13 protein-coding genes are annotated in these 17420 nt (G+C 57.7%); 9 read left to right on the top strand and 4 right to left on the bottom strand.

Annotated features, from left to right (window positions below):
- Window positions 1–132: 132 nt before the first annotated feature.
- On the top strand, window positions 133–4563 hold the full coding sequence (locus tag DBQ51_RS09370; protein ID WP_159068135.1) for an isopeptide-forming domain-containing fimbrial protein: 4431 nt from the start codon (window positions 133–135) through the stop codon (window positions 4561–4563).
- A gap of 49 nt (window positions 4564–4612) precedes the next feature.
- On the opposite strand, the gene DBQ51_RS09365 is transcribed toward DBQ51_RS09370, so the two are convergent.
- The gene (locus DBQ51_RS09365; protein WP_107631380.1) at window positions 4613–5800 is read right to left on the bottom strand and encodes a CAP and S-layer homology domain-containing protein; all 1188 of its coding nucleotides are present in this window, start codon (window positions 5798–5800) and stop codon (window positions 4613–4615) included.
- A 149-nt stretch (window positions 5801–5949) separates the two neighbouring features.
- Here DBQ51_RS09365 and DBQ51_RS09360 point away from each other — a divergent pair, with 149 nt between their 5' ends.
- A complete protein-coding gene (locus DBQ51_RS09360; protein ID WP_107631379.1) occupies window positions 5950–6135 on the top strand; it encodes a helix-turn-helix domain-containing protein in 186 nt (61 codons plus the stop codon).
- Between the two features lie 97 nt (window positions 6136–6232).
- Window positions 6233–7408: a tyrosine-type recombinase/integrase gene (locus DBQ51_RS09355; RefSeq protein WP_107631378.1), complete on the top strand. Its 1176-nt coding sequence runs from the start codon at window positions 6233–6235 to the stop codon at window positions 7406–7408.
- 167 nt (window positions 7409–7575) lie between these two features.
- On the opposite strand, the gene DBQ51_RS09350 is transcribed toward DBQ51_RS09355, so the two are convergent.
- Both DBQ51_RS09350 and DBQ51_RS09345 read right to left on the bottom strand, forming a co-directional pair.
- Window positions 7576–8292 (bottom strand): queuosine precursor transporter, encoded by a 717-nt coding sequence (locus DBQ51_RS09350; protein WP_107631377.1) that lies wholly within the window; start codon window positions 8290–8292, stop codon window positions 7576–7578.
- The gene (locus DBQ51_RS09345; RefSeq protein ID WP_307718891.1) at window positions 8289–9002 is read right to left on the bottom strand and encodes a radical SAM protein; all 714 of its coding nucleotides are present in this window, start codon (window positions 9000–9002) and stop codon (window positions 8289–8291) included. Before DBQ51_RS09345 ends, DBQ51_RS09350 begins: the two co-directional genes overlap by 4 nt.
- Before the next feature lie 397 nt (window positions 9003–9399).
- Here DBQ51_RS09345 and DBQ51_RS09340 point away from each other — a divergent pair, with 397 nt between their 5' ends.
- The 6 genes from DBQ51_RS09340 to DBQ51_RS09315 all read left to right on the top strand — a co-directional run bounded on the left by DBQ51_RS09340 (window position 9400) and on the right by DBQ51_RS09315 (window position 15755).
- Complete coding sequence (locus DBQ51_RS09340; protein ID WP_242977879.1) at window positions 9400–10803, top strand: alanine/glycine:cation symporter family protein; 1404 nt, start codon at window positions 9400–9402, stop codon at window positions 10801–10803.
- Between the two features lie 171 nt (window positions 10804–10974).
- Window positions 10975–12471 (top strand): Na+/H+ antiporter NhaC family protein, encoded by a 1497-nt coding sequence (locus tag DBQ51_RS09335; RefSeq protein ID WP_407923245.1) that lies wholly within the window; start codon window positions 10975–10977, stop codon window positions 12469–12471.
- A 66-nt stretch (window positions 12472–12537) separates the two neighbouring features.
- The gene (locus tag DBQ51_RS09330) at window positions 12538–13893 is read left to right on the top strand and encodes an MATE family efflux transporter (protein ID WP_054326535.1); all 1356 of its coding nucleotides are present in this window, start codon (window positions 12538–12540) and stop codon (window positions 13891–13893) included.
- 128 nt (window positions 13894–14021) lie between these two features.
- Window positions 14022–14678: an ABC transporter ATP-binding protein gene (locus DBQ51_RS09325; RefSeq protein ID WP_107631376.1), complete on the top strand. Its 657-nt coding sequence runs from the start codon at window positions 14022–14024 to the stop codon at window positions 14676–14678.
- 27 nt (window positions 14679–14705) lie between these two features.
- Window positions 14706–15194 (top strand): deoxycytidylate deaminase, encoded by a 489-nt coding sequence (locus tag DBQ51_RS09320; protein WP_054326537.1) that lies wholly within the window; start codon window positions 14706–14708, stop codon window positions 15192–15194.
- A gap of 180 nt (window positions 15195–15374) precedes the next feature.
- Entirely contained in the window at window positions 15375–15755 is a 381-nt protein-coding gene (locus DBQ51_RS09315) for a desulfoferrodoxin family protein (RefSeq protein ID WP_054326538.1), read from the top strand.
- 84 nt (window positions 15756–15839) lie between these two features.
- Here DBQ51_RS09315 and DBQ51_RS09310 read toward each other — a convergent pair whose 3' ends face one another.
- Window positions 15840–17207, bottom strand: coding sequence for a citrate/2-methylcitrate synthase (locus tag DBQ51_RS09310; RefSeq protein WP_054326539.1), 1368 nt, complete (start codon window positions 17205–17207; stop codon window positions 15840–15842).
- Window positions 17208–17420: the final 213 nt, after the last annotated feature.

Below are 17420 nucleotides of genomic sequence, written 5' to 3'. Positions count from 1 at the left end.
GTGGGCTTCCACGCGGTTTTGTCATAGATAAGCCAAATTTGAAAAAAGGGGGTGGTTCCCATGTGCTGTTCCGCGCATGGGGTGCCCATGCAGCAAGCCCGAAACGAGACCAGAACAGAAAGGGATGGGAAAATGGCATTTTTGAAAAAACACTTGAAACGGGCCATATCTATGTGGCTGGCCCTGCTCTTTTCAGTACCGGCGCTTCCGGCCACGGCGTTTGCCGCGCAGGATAACGCCAGTACGCTTGCCGAGGTCACCGCAAAGTTTCTTGACGCGGAGAACGGAAAAGCAATCACCGAACCGGAAACGTACCGTGTCACGCATGAGGAACGGCATCCGCAGAAGATAGCAAACTACACCTACACCGATTACACGGAAAGTGTCGAATATATCTACTCCCACAAGGACCTGACGTATATTATCGGCTATCCAGACGAAAGCGTGCGCGCGGATGCGTCCATGACCCGCGCGGAAGCCGCAGCGGTGTTTTACCGCCTCTATGACAGCGAATATCCGGCGTTTGAACGGCGCATGTCAAACAATACGTTTGACGACGTAAAAACCGGCCGCTGGTTCTACAAGGAAGTGGAAACGCTGTATAATATTGGCATTGTAGACGGTACGAATGAACACAGATTCGAGCCGGACGCACCTGTTACCCGCGCCGAGTTTGCAGTCATGGCCGCGCGCTTTGCCGGACTGGACTACAAGGGCGGCAACATCTTTGAGGATGTTCCGGCCGGTCATTGGGCGTACAGCTATATCAATGCCGCTGCGGGTGCAGGCTGGGCGGAGGGCTATCCAGACGGCACTTTCCGGCCGGACGAACCAATCAGCCGAGCCGAAGTCGTGCGGCTGGTAAACGGTATGATAAACCGCAGCGTTACACTGGACAAGCTGAAAGAATTGGGCGTGAAATGCCCGTACAACGATCTGGCGGAAAAGCATTGGGGCTACTGCGGCCTGATGGAAGCTACCGTTCCGCACAGCGCGGAAGAATGGCATGGCCTGTCTTACCATGACGGCAAATATAACATCATCATCGAGAAGTTTGTGGACTCCGGCGGCAGGGAACTGGCCGAGACTGTCACGACGGCAGGCAGGGCCGAGACTTCGCCCAGGGCCATTCCCGCCTATGAGTACCGCGGCTATATCCGCACGATCACCTATCAATACACGAACGGGGATGCAATCCCCTCCATCGAAAAAACAGCGAATGTCAAAACCGCCAACGTGGGCGATACCCTGACTTACACCGTGAAGTTATCCAATGATAAAGCGGCTTCTTCCGCGTGGAAAGAGGTCGTGCTTACGGATACACTACCGAATGGGCTGACATTCATAGATGGCAGCGTGTACGCAGATAACAAGGCGGCGCAGCACTCGTTTGAAAATAGCCAGCTTACCGTCAAGTTGGGTGACATTGCCGCGGGACAGACGGTAACGGTAACATTCAAAGCCGCGGTCAATGCGGATATGTACAACCAGACAATCTTCAACACCGCTGTTGCCCAGGGTAAAAACGGCACCGTGGAGGACGGGAACGGCAGCGAGACCGGCAAGTATGAGGACACGGACGACGGCGTGCATATCAATAAAGGCGATACCGCGCCCTATGTCACCAAGACAGCGGACAAGCCCTCTGCCATGGTTGGCGACAAGCTCACCTATACGGTCACGCATGGCAATGCGGAGGGTGCGGTCTACAAGATCGAGGGCGCGGCCATGACCGACGTTATCCCCGCCGGACTTGATTTCGTGGATGGCAGCGTGCAGGTGGACGGCGCAGCGGCAAGGTATTCTTTCGATAATGAAACACGCATCCTAACCGTGCCGCTGGGCAGCATTGAACCGGCGACGGAAAAGGTTGTCACGTTCTCGGCGGCCGTGAATGATACAGCCTATGGCAAGATGGTTTACAACACGGCAGTTATGACAGGCGACAATATTCCAGATGTTGAGGACACAGACGAGGGTATTGCAGTGGGTGACGGCAAAGCCCGCCCCAGTATCGAAAAGACGGCGGACAAGTCCTCCGCCAGCGTAGGCGATAAGATCATCTATACCCTGACGCTCTCAAACAGTGAAACGGCAACGGTGCCGATGGAAAATGCGGCCGTTTCTGACAGTATCCCTTCCGGCCTGACGTTCGAGTACGGTTCGGTTATGCTGGATGGCCGCCCGACAAGCGGTTACACCTATGACGAAGCGGCCCGCCTGCTGACCGTGCATGTTGGCAGTATTGACCCTGACGCCAGCCAGACGGTTTCTTTCGCCGCGACGGTGAACGGGGACGCCTATAACAGTACCATCCAGAACCTTGCCACCCTGACTTCGGATAACACCGAGCCGGTACAGGATAAGGATGATGGCGTTGTGATCGCGGACGGCCGCACCGACCTGTCGGTCGTGAAGTCAGTCAATACGCCGGTGGCAAAAGTGGGCGACCGGTTGACCTACACGGTGCAGGTGTCCAACGGCGCGGGCGCGCAGGTCAATATCCGCGACGTGGTAATGCGGGATACCGTCCCTGACGGCCTGACTTTTTCGGGTAATGTCACGGTAGACGGGTATGCGGCGGCTTATCAGTTTGATAATACGGCCCATACGCTGACTGTCCCGCTGGACAGCATCGCACCCAGCCAGACAAAGACCATTTGCTTTGATGTGCTGGTGAACAGCACTGCTTATGGCATGACGATTGAGAACACGGCGGCTGCATCCGGCAGCAACACACCAGATGCAGAGGGTACGGACGATGGCGTGACCATAGAGGACGGCGCGGCGGATGGACACGCGGGCGCAAAGTCCGCAAACCGGACGACGGCGCGCGTGGGCGATACGGTCACATATTCTGTCACGCTGGAAAACAGCGCGCTTGCAACGGCGGACTGGACGGGCGCGTCTGTGACCGACGCCCTGCCGGACGGCGTAACCTTTGCAGGCAACGTCCGGAAAGACGGGCGGGCGACCACGGAATATTCCTATGATTCCGCGGCCCGTACCCTGACGCTTACGCCCTACGCGATTGCGCCGGACACACAGGCCGTTTACACCTTTGATGTGACCATAGACGAGGGGATGCAGGGCGCATATATCGTCAATACTGCAATCCTGACAGACGGTGATAAACAAACGCCCCTGCCGGACGCCGGTGTACAGATTGACGGGGGCGAAGCGGACCCGATTGTGAACAAAACTGCAAGTGTGACCGAAGCGGAGGTAGGCGGTACGTTCGCCTATGAGATCACGGTGAAGAACGGCAACCATGCAACCGCACCCTGGAAAAATGTCGTGGTGTACGACACGCTTCCCGCAGGCGTTAAACTGGTGGGCGGCGTGTATATCGATAACAGGTCGGCGCTGTATAAGCTAAACGGAAGCGCGCTGTCTGTACTGGTTGGCGATCTCGCTGCGGGTGAAAGCGTGGTGGTGTCGTTTGAAGTCCAGGTAATGGATAACGCAGCCGGTACGACGCTGCAAAACAGCGTGGATGTGACCGGCGACAACGGCGGCGATACCGCGGCTGACGGTGGAGTGACCGTGCCGGAGATGGACAAAAATCCTGCTGGCCCTGCCGGCTTTTATGTAGCAAAGGACGTGGACAAGACGGTAGTTGATGTAAGCAGAGGTGCATCGAAAGAAAAGCAGACGGCAACTTTCACGATAACGGCAGGCAACAACAGCTCCGAAACATGGGAAAACGTTGTGCTGAAAGATACGCTGGACACCTCCATGCTGACGCCTGTTTTACAAAACAATGTTTATGTGGATGGCGTCCTGAGCGATCAATGGAGCTTCGCCAATAAGGTTTTCACCTTGGAACTGGGCGATATTGCACCAGGACAGGTGCATACGGTTGTGCTTACCGTTCAATTCAAGCCTGATGCGGGCGGGAAAACCTATGTCAACTATGCAGCCGGTGAGGGTGATAACGGAAATGCTGTGGGTAAAGCTCCTGAAATTGCGATTGTCAGTTCGGTTCTTGACCCGCTCACAGGTATCCACTACCAGCTATTCAACGGGTATGAGGACGGGCTTTGGCGTCCCTCGGACCGTATCTCTTTGCAGGAAGCGTGTACCGTAGCGTACCGCCTGATTTCAAACGGCGGCAACACATGGCTGGACCGCGGCACTGTGACCGTACCGGATTACGAGTACAATATCGCGGAAGAAGCGAAGTATTTCGTTTCCATCGGCGTACTGCCGCAAAGCTCGTTCGATACGACGCAAATGACCGAAGATACAGATTACGAAGTAAATTACGAGATTACGGAAAAAGGGTATCTGCGGATTTGGGCGACGGACGGCCAGCTTAACACGCTGGTACGGTATGTCACGGGAAACAGCGCGGGGCTGAGCGGTAATGTATCCCGTCTGACGTTTGCGAAGCTGATCTGCCAGCTTACCGGCCGCGATACCGCCCCTGATACCTCCGGCTTCAGCGGGCATATCCAAAGCTATCCTGATGTAAGCGGTTCGTCTGTAAGCATCGTGACTGAGGTTTCGCACGAGCACGACTATGTGCTGGATACAGACGGCAAAGAATACTGGATTTGATAGTCCAGGGCAAAGGAAATCCCCCGTTCCAAACGGGGGATTTCCAATGTCATAACTGGTTCAGTTCTTCCGCGGAAAGGATATTGAAAAGCTGGACAGCGTAAACCTTTTCGCCCTGCACATAGAGGGAGACTGCTGCTGTTTTGGAACGTGTATTCAACATGTTTTCTCTATGTCCAGGGGAAGCGTACCATTTGTTTAAGTTTTCCTGCGCATCTATGGGGAGTATACCTAACAGCGCATTTTCGGTATTGCAGCCTTTTCCTACGGTTGCAAACATTGAACCATCTGGACGGGTATGCGAAATATCCCCGTCCCGTTCATCCACTATCCAAAGCTCGCGGGAACGAATATCCGCCCATTCCTGCACCTGCAAAGAGTACGCAAGACGGTCTAAGCCGTTCTGCTCGCGCAGGCCGTTGATCGCATCGAATGTGGCGTTCGCGAGGTCATAGTCCCAATAACCGCCGTATTCGTCTACTGCTGATTTTCCGGTTGGGCGCTGGCTGGTTTCATCCGTGACGGTTTCGTGATCGCCGGCCGGCTCATTGCCGGTATTGTCCTCTGGTGCGGGCGTTTTGTCCGGCGTCTCCGTTCCGCTTCCAGCCTGTAAAATGCTTTCCGCGTTCATCAGCATTGTTGCGGCTTCGGCGCGGGTGGCTGTCCCCTGCGGGTTCAGCTTTCCGTCCGAGCCGTTGATAATACCCTTGTTGACGCACCAGTTCATGGCCTGCGAAGCGTAACGGGAGACTGTTTGATAGTCCGAAAAATCGTAGTATTTATCCGGTATGAAGCCAGTATCCGTATCAAGACCCAGACTGTCCGCGTATCGGTACAGGATGGCCGCCAGCTGCTCACGGGTAACAGCGTCATTCGGGCCAAACTGTTCGTCACTGTATCCAGTGACAAGGGAATTCATACGAGCCCAGTAAACCGGCGTGCCATAATACGCTGCTGCATCTACATCCGCATACGGATAGCCCCAGCTGCTTTCCGGCATATCGGGTGTTCCCGCCAGCCGGTACAGGATGGTCACGATCATGCCGCGGCTGGTGGTGGCGTTCGGGCTGAAAGCCGTATCTGATGTGCCATTCATCAGGCCGTTTTCAAAAACATGGTTGACCGCGTCATAATACCAGTCCGAAGGCCGGACGTCTGAAAGGTCTGAAACACTGGCGGCCCCAGCCGAACAGGTGACAGCCGCCGCACACAGGATAGAAACGATTTGTTTTTTCATAAAGTCATACCCCACAATGGAAAACAGAAACGGTTATTACGGTTTCATTATATCATGCTGCTGTCTGTTCAGACAGCGGGCATAGCGCACAAAAATAAAGGAATTATGCTATATCAATCCAAGGCAGGAACAGGAGGGTTTGTAAAGCTATGGATTATAAGGTTTTAACACAGGATGATTTGCTGGAAATATTCCCGTTTGGAAAAAGCAAGCTGGGGCAGTTGCTGCGTTCCGGCGTCCTGCCGGTAGTAAAAGTGGGCAGGGACTATCTGATAAGCGAAAAAGAGCTTGACCGGTGGTTTGAACGGAACAAGGGACGTGAAATTTTCTACTGATTGGGGCATGGGCGTTGCTTTGAAAGGGCTGCATGGCGTATAATAACTATGTTAGTTGTTGTACGCTGCCGCCTTTGCTGAACAGGAGCGGATAAATATGAGTACAACAGATAAAAAGCAGAAAAGCCGTAGTTATGGGGAGGGAAGTATCTACCAGCGGAAAGACGGCCGCTGGGTTGCAAAATACCGTGATGAAGCAATGTCCAAACCGCGGTACCTGTATGGAAAAACCGAAGCTGAAGTAAAGCGCAGGCTGCGGGAGTTGAAGCGGGATGCAGCGCGCGGTATTTCTGAATGTAAAAAAGTCTTTTTCAGGGAGTATATGGAGAAATGGCTTTATACATTTAAGTTCCATGCCGTAGAGCGCAGCACCTTTGACCAGTACGAAGCAGTTTACAGAAACCATATCGAACCAGTATTGGGATATTGCCAGCTTGGAAGTATAAAAGCGGCTGATATTCAAAGGCTTCTGAACACAAAAAGCGGCCAGTATTCCTACACAGTCGTAAAGAAAATCCGTGCGCTGCTTGCCGAGGTGTTCCGGTACGCTTATACAGAGGGTGATATAGCCAAAAATCCTGTAAATAATGTGGTTATGCTGAAAAAGGGGCTTTTCAAGCCGCCCAGGAAAATCCTTGTGCTGGAAGATGAAGAAGTCTGCAGGCTGGAAGAAACCGCAAATTTGAAAAACAAAAACGGCCGGCCGGTACTGACCCATGCCAATTTGATTATATTTATCGTCCATACCGGCCTGCGGTGCGGCGAGGTGCTTGCTCTCAAATGGTCTGATATAGACTTTAAGCGGAAAACAGTGACAGTAAGCAGGAATTTGGCGCGGATCAAAGACCGCGGACAGGGTAAAAGCGGTTCCAGGCATATTAACCATGTAAAAAGCACAAAAACAGAAAGCGGTAAACGCACCGTCCCATTAAATAGTAAGGCTGTACAAGCGCTGAAAAATCTGAAAGCCATTTATAAAAAGTATGGTATTACAAGTGACAATGTAGCGAGTTCAAAAAACAATACGCCTTTGAACAACGAACGGATACACCGCCTGCTGGCCCGTATGTTAAAGCACGCTGGTATCGACAAGCCGCTGACAATCCATCAGCTCAGGCACACATTTGCGACCCGCGCATTAAAAGCGGGCGTTGCGATCAGCGTGGTAAGCAAGTGGATGGGGCATGCGAATATTTCAACCACTTATAATACCTATATCCATGCGCTTGAAAGTGAGAGGGCCGAGGCGGAAAGGCTGCTTGAAGCCATGTAGCGGATTGGTGTAACAATGGTGTATACCATCTGCAAAGTACCTCAAGAGCCGCAAAAATAGGGGATTTTGAGTGAAAAGGGGAGAAACCGTTGGTTTCTCCCCTCTTGTCCGCCCGCGCCGCGCAGGCGCAGCTTCCCCGCTTTCGCCAAAGCGGAAACGCAAACCAGTCAATCCTCCTGCGCCGCGCGGCCCATTTTTTTCTCATACAGCCGCCGCGCCGCGTATACGACCGGCGTATCCAGCAGCGAGGTAAAAATAAAGATTACATAGCTCGACAGCGCGACTGACAGCAGCGTCGGCATGTCATACGTTCCCCAGAATGCCAGCGCGGTAAACAGAACCGTGTTGACGAGCTGGGAAACCAGCGTCGAACCATTGTTGCGCAGCCAGAGGAACGCGCGGTGGTCGCCCGTGCGCTTTTCAGTAAAGGCCCACCATTTATGGTAAAGCCAGACGTCGAAGATCTGCGCGACCGCGTATACCGCAAGCGAGGAAAGCATCATGCGCGGCGTATTGGAAAACACCGCCCGCATCGGCTCCTGCGCCCAGTCGTTCACCGACGGCGCATACAGCAGCCAGGACTGCGAGACGAGGATAAACAGCACGTTTGCCGCGATGCCCGCCCAAACCGCACGCTGCGCGGTCTTTTTCCCCGCGACCTCGCTCAGGATATCGGTCACAAGGAACGTCGTTGCGAACAGGATGTTGCCGAGCGTCATCTCCATGCCGAACGCATCCACCAAAATCATCACCTCGATGTTTGCCGCGATCGTCGCAAACACCGTGAACGCCATCATCCCGCCCGTACCGAACAGGTAAAACCACAGAAGCACCGTCCCATACAGCACAACGAGCGAAACCGCCAGTAAAATTTCATTTGTCATTCCAGTTCTCCTACACCAAAGTCCGTGTTGTCCAGCAGGATGTCCACGCGGGGCTCATCCCGATAGAGCGGATACACCTGATGGATAAAGGCGTCCCGTGCCGCCTGATCCGGCTTGACAGACGTGGTGTTCGGAACCATGATGTTGACGCATACTCGGTCGAAATAGGCAAGGCCCGTGCGGATATCGCGCGCCATGCTCTCCGCGGTCTGTCCGGCCAGGCCGAACAGCAGGCAGCAGTCATCGAAATCGGCCGCGATTTCAGCGGGATCGGCCGCATCGATGCCCTTGTCCAGCACGCGCTCGCGGTAGTCCGCGTCGAACGTCTCGACACCGATCTTGACGTGCAGCCGCACGCCCTGCGCTGAAAACCGCGCGCGCAGGGCGGGAAGCGTCCTTCGGAACAGCCAATGGCTCTCGATGTGCAGGTCGCGGACGCCTTTTTCGCGGCAGACGCGCTCGATCTCGCGCACAGTGGATTCGTCCAGCTCCGCGAATGAGCCGGAGTTGATTGCCTCCAGCCGGCCGAACACACCCATGACCTGAGACAATGCCTTCCGGTTGAGCGCAAGATTGGCCTGCTCATCGCGCGATGCGTCCAAATGGTAATCGCAGAACTTGCAGCGCCGCCACGCGCAGCCGCGGCCGCGCAGCAGCACGATCTCGCGCGGGTTCTTGCCCTCGATCACCGAATAGCGGGTCAGTTCCACCGATCCCCCTCCCTTTTGCAAAAAAATAAGGCGCACCGTAACGGTACACCATCACCGCGCCGCAAGGCGCATATCCGACAGAAAATTTGCATATTTGCGCAGCATACAAATTTTCATCAAAAGCCAGGACGTGCGCCTGATTTTTGATACAAGGCAACGGTTCTGCATGCCGTTTTTGCGGCGTGCAAAATCGCGCTTGGGCTTTTCCCGCGTACTGCACTGTGCGGCGCAGCCCGCCCCGACCGGAACTCCGTTTCGATCGAAGCCTTTCCCGTAGTTTTGTTTATAGACAGGATGGTTCCGAACTGTCTGTTCTTCAGTTGCTTTTCCATTATAGCGGATTTCACCGGAAAGTCAAGCATATAGTTAGGATGGACGCTGAACAAGGGGGAATTCCATGATGCTTGACAAAATCGCGCTGATGAACGAAATGGTGCGCGCATTTGTATGGGGCGTACCCATGCTGGTGCTGCTCACCGGTACGGGCATCTATTTCACCGTGCGCACCGGCCTGTTCCAGGTGCGCTATACCGGCCTGTGGCTGCGCAAGACGCTGCTCTCCTGCTTTTCCGGTGCGGCGCGGCGCACCAGCTCGAAAAACGCGGTCTCCCCCTTTGCGACCATGTGTACCGCGCTGGCCGCGACGGTCGGTACGGGCAATATCGCGGGCGTGGCCACCGCCCTGACCATTGGCGGGCCGGGCGCGGTGTTCTGGATGTGGGTATCCGCCTTTTTCGGCATGATGACCGCGTTCGCGGAGAACACGCTCGGCATGCTGTACCGCGAGCGCGGACCGGACGGGGCCTGGCGCGGCGGCCCCATGCTGTATCTCAAGAACGGGCTGCACAGCCCGTTCCTTGCCGCGGCGTTCGCGCTTTTCTGCGTCCTTGCCTCGTTCGGCATCGGCAATATGAGCCAGTGCAACTCGATCGCCAGCGGCCTGTCCAACGTGTTCCGCGTGCCGCCCCCCGCGACCGGTCTGGCGACCGCCGTGTTGCTCGGCGCAGTCATGCTGGGCGGGCTGAAGCGTATCTCCCGCGTGACCGAAGCCCTGGTCCCGTTTATGGCGCTGTTCTATATGGCCGGTGCGCTGGCCGTGCTGTGGCACGGCCGCGCTGCGCTTCCACAGGCCTGTGGACAAATCGTCGCCTGCGCGTTCGACTGGCAGGCGGGCGCGGGCGGCGTGCTGGGCTACGGCATGGCGCAGGCCATCCGCATCGGCGTATCGCGCGGCGTGTTTTCCAACGAGGCCGGCTTGGGTTCTTCCGTCATGGTGCATGCTGCGGCGGATGCCAAAGAGCCGTGCGAGCAGGGGATGTGGGCGGTATTCGAGGTGTTTTTCGACACGATCGTGATGTGTACCGTGACCGCGCTGGTCATCCTGACCTCCGGCGTTTACGACGCCGCGCAGTACGGCCTTGCCGCGGGTACGCCGCTGCTCGCCCAACTCCAGACCGGCGCCGCGCTCACCGCCGCGGCGTTCTCTACCGTGTTCGGCCCGCTCGGCGGCGGCTTTGTCGCGGTATCGCTGGTGCTGTTCGCGTTTTCCACCCTGCTCGGCTGGTCCTATTATGGACAGCGGGCGGCTGAGTACCTGTTCGGCAGCCGGTCCGCGCTGCTTTACAAGGCACTGTTCATCGCCGCGGCTGCTCTCGGCTGCACGATGCGGCTCGACCTGGCCTGGGCGCTTTCGGATACGTTCAACGGGCTGATGGCGCTGCCCAACCTGGTCGGCGTGTTCGCCCTGCGGCGGGAAGCGCTCGCGGAGTGGCGCCGCTACCGCCGTGCGAAGGATATTTGACAAATCCCCCTTTTCTCCCCCGCTCTTTCCGCACAGATTGCACAAATTTACACAATCCGTTTTGTAAATGCCGGATTCCATCTTGTCAAGCCAGAGAAATGCATATAGAATAATAAAATAGACTTGCATGGAGCCTGCGGATCCTGCAAAAAGAATGAGGGGGAACTGAATATGGACCTGACATCCACCGTCTGGACATTGCTGCCGCCGGTCATTGCGATCGCGCTGGCGCTCATCACCAAGGAAGTATATTCGTCTCTGCTGATCGGTATCCTTTCGGGCGCGCTGCTGCTCACCGGCTTCAACCCGCTGCACGCGGTCGAAACCACGTTTGAGGTCATGGGCAGCAAGCTGGGGGACAATATCGAGATCTGTATTTTCCTGGTGCTGCTCGGCATACTGGTATCGCTCGTCACAAAATCGGGCGCTTCCCGCGCATACGGAAACTGGGCGGTCAAGACCATCCGTACCCGACGCGGCGCGGCGTTCGCAACTTCGTTTTTGGGCGTTTTCATTTTTGTGGACGACTATTTCAACTGCCTGACCGTCGGCACGGTCATGCGGCCGGTCACGGACAAGTACCGCATCACGCGCGCCAAGCTCGCGTACATCATCGACGCGACCGCCGCGCCGGTCTGCATCATCGCGCCGATCTCCAGCTGGGCCGCCGCGGTCGGCTCCTCGCTGCCTGAATCCAGCTCGATGGACGGCTTCTCACTGTTCCTTCAGACCATCCCGATGAACCTGTACGCACTCCTGACGCTCATGTTCCTGATATGGCTGATGGCGGCGGACTTCGACTTCGGTCCCATGGGTAAATATGAGGCCGAGCATAAGAAGGACGAGCTTTCCAGCGTGGAGGAAAACCATGTGGTCGGCGGCACGGGCAAGGTATACGACCTGATCCTGCCGATCTGTGTGCTGATCGTCCTGTGCATTTCGGCCATGCTGTACACGGGCGGCATTCTGGAGGGCGCGAACATCATCGACGCGTTCGCCAACTGCTCCTCCTCGACCTCGCTGGTACTCGGCTCGTTCTTTACGCTGATATTCACCTTCCTGCTGTATATCCCGCGCAAGATCCTGACGTTCAGCCAGTTCTGCGAGGCGTTCACCGAAGGCTTCAAGGCCATGGTGCCTGCCATCATGATCCTGACGCTAGCGTGGACGCTGTCCGGCGTCTGCTCGGAGGATTATCTCAACATCGGCGGCTATGTATCCTCGATTGTCAACGGCGATTCCATGGTATCCGTGCTGATGCCCGCGATCTTCTTCCTGATCGCGCTCGGCCTCGCATTCGCCACCGGCACCTCCTGGGGTACGTTCGGCATCCTGATCCCGATCGCGGTCGCGGTCTTCGGCGACGCACCCAGCACCATGCTGGTCATGACAGTCGCGGCCTGCCTGTCCGGCGCGGTCTGCGGCGACCACATCTCCCCGATCTCGGACACGACCATCCTTGCCTCGGCGGGCGCGCAGTGCAACCATATCGACCACGTCTCCACGCAGATTCCCTACGCGCTGATGGTAGCGGTGTTCTGCTTCATCGGTTATTTGGTCGGTGGCTTCTGCGGCAACGGCTTCGTCGCCCTGGTCGTCGGCGTGATCCTGCTGTTCTGCGCGATTCTTGTGATCTCCGCCCAGCAGAAAAAACGCGCGCAAAACTGAAAACAAAACGCAGGAATCCCCCGATTTCGGGGGATTCCATTTCTCTACCTTGGAAGGTGTATCCTTTTGACTACTGATCTGACCGAGGGCAAGCCCTCGCAAAAGCTGTTCTGGTTCTCGCTACCGCTTCTTCTCAGCGTGGCGTTCCAGCAGCTCTACCAGATGGCCGACTCGGTCATTGTCGGCCGTTTCGCCGTTTCCGTCCAGGCGGGCGAGCTGGCGCTCGCCGCAGTGGGCGCGAGCTATCCGGTCACCCAGCTTTTCATGGCCGTGGCGACCGGCATCAACATCGGCACAAGCGTACTGGTTTCCCAGTTGTTCGGCGCCAGGCGCTATGTGCGCATGAAAAGCGCGGTTTCTACCGCGTTGCTGACCACAACTGCGGTCGCGCTGCTGCTGACGCTGGCCGGCGCACTGGGAACGGACACGGTCATGGACGCGCTGAAAACGCCGGCCGATATTTTTTCCGACGGCGCGCTCTACCTACGCGTTTACGTTTTCGGCCTGCTGTTCCTGTTCCTCTACAATGTGTGTACGGGCATCTTCAACGCCATGGGCGACAGCCGCACACCGCTGGTCCTGCTGATCCTGTCCTCGGTGAGCAACGTGATCCTCGACCTGGTTTTTGTCGCGGTTTTCCACTGGGGCGTCGCAGGTGTCGCCTGGGCGACGTTCATCGCCCAGGGCTGCGCGGGCGTGCTGGCGTTCCTGTTGCTCCTGCGCCGCGTGCATGCGTTCGATACGGGCGGCCATTTCCTGCTTTTTTCGTTCGATATGCTGCGCCGGCTGGTGGGCTACGGCATCCCCTCGATCGCCCAGCAGAGCTTTGTCTCGGTCGGCAACGTCATCATCCAGTATTATGTCAACCTGTGCGGCGCGACGGTCATCGCGGGCTTTTCCGCCGCAACCAAGGTCAATATGTTCGCGCTGACCTGCTGCATGTCGTTCTCCTCCGGCCTGTCAAGCTATGTGGCGCAGAACATCGGCGCGCGCAGGCTGGACCGCATCCCGCCCGGACTTAGGGCGGGTGCCTGCTATTCCATCGGCCTCGCGATGATTTTCACCGCGCTTTACATGCTGCTGGCCAACCCGCTCGTCGGCCTGTTCGTCCCCGCGGGCAGCGCGTCGGGCGTGATCGGCGTGGGGCGGCAGTTCCTGTTTATCGTAGCGCCGTTCTACGGCCTGCTATGCGTCAAATTCGTGTGCGACAGCGTGCTGCGCGGCGCGGGCGCCATGCGGCTGTTCATGGTGACGACGTTCTCCGACCTGATCCTGCGCGTGGGCTTCTCGGTTTTGCTGTTCCGGTTCTGGCAGGAGCTTGGCATCTGGCTCTCCTGGCCGATCGGCTGGCTACTGGGTACCGGCATCTCCTTCTGGTTTTACCGGAGCGGCCTCTGGAAAAAGAACCTACCGGAGCTGTAACGCCCGGCCAGAGAAAAAAAGCCCGCCGGCGGCGTGTCTGCCGGCGGGCTTTTCCGTCCCCCTGCGTCCCGCCGGCGTATAGTTTGCGCTTTTCCTCCCAAAATAAAAAAGAAAAAGGGGGAAATGCCTTGCTAAAGCTTGTCCATGCGAGTAAAATATATGACAGAAGCGGCGTTTGCGCGCTGCGCGGCGTCAACCTGTCCGTCCGGCGCGGCGACTATGTTTCGATCACCGGCGCGTCCGGCTCGGGCAAGTCCACGCTGATGCACATTCTCGGCCTGCTCGATACGCTGACCGAGGGCCGCTACCTGCTCGGCGGGACCGACGTTTCCGACCTGCCGCCGCAGGCACTCGCCCGCCTGCGCGGCGAGAAGATCGGCTTTGTGTTCCAGCGCTTCCAGCTCATCCCAGGCATGACCGCGCTGGAGAACGTCGCCCTGCCGCTCACCCTGCAGGGCGTGGCGCGGCCGGAGCGGCTGGCGCGCGCCGCGGAGGCTCTGCGTGCGGTCGGCCTGTCCCACCGCACGGCACACAAGCCAAACCAGCTTTCCGGCGGCCAGCAGCAGCGCGTCGCGATCGCGCGCGCGGTGGTCACGCGCCCCTGCGTCGTTCTGGCGGACGAGCCCACGGCCGGACTCGACCCGGAAGCGGCGGCCGAGGTGCTTTCCCTGCTCGACGGGCTGCATGAGCGGGGCAACACGGTCGTACTCATCACGCATGACCATACGGCGGCCGCCCGCGCCGCGCGGCGGCTGTATCTGGAGGGCGGCGTGCTTTCCGGCTGAATCCGTATTTATTCCAGGAGGCATGTTATGAACCGGCGGGATAAGGACAACTATTATCTGGATATGGCGCAGGTCGCGCTCGAGCGCGGCACCTGCCTGCGGCGCAATTTCGGCGCGGTGATCGTCAAAAACGACGTGATCGTTTCCACCGGCTACACCGGCGCGCCGCGCGGCCGCGAGAACTGCATCGACATCGGCACCTGCATCCGGCAGAAGCTGGGCATCCCGCGCGGCGAACGGTACGAGTTCTGCCGCTCGGTCCATGCCGAGGCCAACGCCATCATCGCGGCGCCGCGCGAACAGATGCTCGGCGCGACGCTCTATCTGGTCGGGCGGGACATGTCCACCGGCGAAATCATGCCCGACGCCAATTCCTGCACCATGTGCAAGCGCCTGATTATCAACGCGGGTATCGAACGGGTGGTCATCCGGCGCGACAACGATACATACGATACCATCAGCGTGCGCGACTGGATCTACCACGACGACGTTTTGGACGGCCGACGCGGCTATTGACGCGGCTGGACAGGGGTATCTTCACCAGGATAAGGAGCCGGACGCACTGGCCGGCTTTTTATAGCGGGCCGCCGGAAACGGCTGCTCTCATCGGGCGCGCGGCGCGGGTATTTTTCCCCTCCCGCGCGCGTAAACACAGGACCGCGTGGCATAATAGACACGCAAAGGAGGAGTTTCGTTATGGAGTTAAAAATTTACAAGTGCATGCACTGCGGCAACATCATTGAGAAGATCGAGGATCACGGCGTTCCAGTGATCTGCTGCGGCGAGCCAATGAAGGAATTCAAGGCCGGCGAGACCGACGGCGCCATGGAGAAGCACGTTCCGGTCGTCAAGGCCGAGGGCGATGTGATCCGTGCCTGCGTCGGCGAGGTGACCCATCCCATGACCGAGGAGCATCACATCGCGTTCATCTGGCTGGTGACCGATAAGGCCGTACACCGCGCCGTACTCGACCACACTGGAGCGCCGGAGGCCGTGTTCCGCCTTGCCGAGGGCGAAAAAGCGGAAGCGGTTTACGAATTCTGCAACCTGCACGGGCTTTGGAAGGCTTCGCTCTGAGCGCGCCCTTTCCCCCGCGCCCGCCACGCATCCATTTGAAAAAAGCGTGTTTCCCTCTTGGGGAAACACGCTTTTTTAATCGCCTTATCCGCGTTCGTCCAGATTTTTGTATACCACGGATTTGCAGAGCGGCTTGTAAGCCGGACGGATGATCTTGCCGCCCGTGGTGACCTCCTCCAGGCGGTGCGCCATCCAGCCGACGATACGCGCGGTTGCAAACAGCGGCGTATACAGCGACTTCGGCAGGCCGAGCATTTTATACACCAGGCCGGAATACATGTCCACATTGGCGCACATGGGCTTGTCGCTGCCTTTTTTCTCCGCGAAAATGGCCGGCGTGAGCTTTTCAACCAACTCGATCAGATCCATTTCCCGACTGAAGCCCTTGCTCTCCGCCAGGGGGCGCGCGGCTTTTTTGAGCGCCACCGCGCGCGGGTCGCTCAATGTATAGATGGCGTGGCCCATACCGTAGATCAGGCCGGACCCGTCGCCCGCTTCCCCGTCCAGGATCTTGCAGAGGTAGTCCGCGACCGCGCCCTCGTCCGTCCAGTCGCTGATGTTTTCTTTCATCTCCTCAAACTGCCGCACGACGCGCAGGTTAGCGCCGCCGTGCCGCGGCCCCTTGAGCGCGGAAACCGCCGCCGCGATCGCGGAATAGGTATCCGTACCCGACGAGGAGGTGACACGCACAGTGAAGGAGGAGTTGTTGCCGCCGCCATGCTCGGCGTGCAGAATCAGGCAGCGGTCGAGCAGCTTGGCCTCGTCGTCCGAATACTTGCCGTTCGGCCGAACCAGATGCAGAATGTTCTCCGCCGTGGAGCGGTCAGGGTCGGGTACATGCAGAAACATGGAATCCCCGTCGAAATACCGGCGCTTGGCCTGATACGCATGCGAAATGATAACCGGAAACTTGGCCATCAGGCTGATGCCCTGCCGCATGATGTTTTCGACCGTCGTCTCGTCCGGATTGGGGTCGTAGGAGTAAAGCGCGAGCGTGGCGCCCGCGAGCTTGTTCATAATGTCCCGACTCGGCGCGCGCATAATCATATCCTCGGTAAAATTATCGGGCAGCGCGCGTTCCAGGCCGATCGAGCGCTGGAATTCGTCCAGCTGGCGGCGGGTGGGCAGCGCGCCGCACATCAGCAGGTAGCCGACCTCCTCAAACCCGAAGCGGTCCTCCTGCTCCAGGCCGTGGATCAGGTCGTACACATTATAGCCGCGGTAGGTCAGGCGGCCCTCGATCGGCTCGCGCTCGCCCTCGTTGAGTATGTAGCCGTGAACGTTGCCCAGGCGGCTCGCGCCGACCAGGACGCCCGTGCCGTCCGCGTTGCGCAGGCCGCGCTTGATGCGGAAGCGGGTATACAGATCCGACGGGATCTGGTTATGCAGGCGGAAGCTCTCGCTGAGCTCCTGCAAAAGCACTGGGTTGACAAAGGACGGCTGTGTCGTCATATCGGGCTTGCTCCTTCCGCTTGAATCGTTCATTATGCATATATTTTACTCCTGTCCTGCAAAAATGTCAAATACCGTCGCTTGTTGAAACCCACAAAAGCGTATTTTATCCCTTTTGTCCGCTTGTTCAACATGCTTGCACGCAAGTGTCCTGCCCGTATTGTGCAGCGTCCTTTCCCGCGCTGAACCAAGAAAAACCCTTTCCTCGTCCAG

Source organism: Agathobaculum massiliense (assembly GCF_900291975.1).
GTDB lineage: Bacteria > Bacillota > Clostridia > Oscillospirales > Butyricicoccaceae > Agathobaculum > Agathobaculum ammoniilyticum.
This window is presented reverse-complemented; position numbering and strand designations above follow the sequence as displayed.

Excerpts from the sequence above, each read along its gene's own strand:
- DBQ51_RS09370 (WP_159068135.1), top strand. The coding sequence starts at position 133 with ATGGCATTTTTGAAAAAACACTTGAAACGGGCCATATCTATGTGGCTG.
- DBQ51_RS09365 (WP_107631380.1), bottom strand. The coding sequence starts at position 5,800 with ATGAAAAAACAAATCGTTTCTATCCTGTGTGCGGCGGCTGTCACCTGT.
- DBQ51_RS09360 (WP_107631379.1), top strand. The coding sequence starts at position 5,950 with ATGGATTATAAGGTTTTAACACAGGATGATTTGCTGGAAATATTCCCG.
- DBQ51_RS09355 (WP_107631378.1), top strand. The coding sequence starts at position 6,233 with ATGAGTACAACAGATAAAAAGCAGAAAAGCCGTAGTTATGGGGAGGGA.
- DBQ51_RS09350 (WP_107631377.1), bottom strand. The coding sequence starts at position 8,292 with ATGACAAATGAAATTTTACTGGCGGTTTCGCTCGTTGTGCTGTATGGG.
- DBQ51_RS09340 (WP_242977879.1), top strand. The coding sequence starts at position 9,400 with ATGATGCTTGACAAAATCGCGCTGATGAACGAAATGGTGCGCGCATTT.
- DBQ51_RS09335 (WP_407923245.1), top strand. The coding sequence starts at position 10,975 with ATGGACCTGACATCCACCGTCTGGACATTGCTGCCGCCGGTCATTGCG.
- DBQ51_RS09320 (WP_054326537.1), top strand. The coding sequence starts at position 14,706 with ATGAACCGGCGGGATAAGGACAACTATTATCTGGATATGGCGCAGGTC.
- DBQ51_RS09315 (WP_054326538.1), top strand. The coding sequence starts at position 15,375 with ATGGAGTTAAAAATTTACAAGTGCATGCACTGCGGCAACATCATTGAG.
- DBQ51_RS09310 (WP_054326539.1), bottom strand. The coding sequence starts at position 17,207 with ATGACGACACAGCCGTCCTTTGTCAACCCAGTGCTTTTGCAGGAGCTC.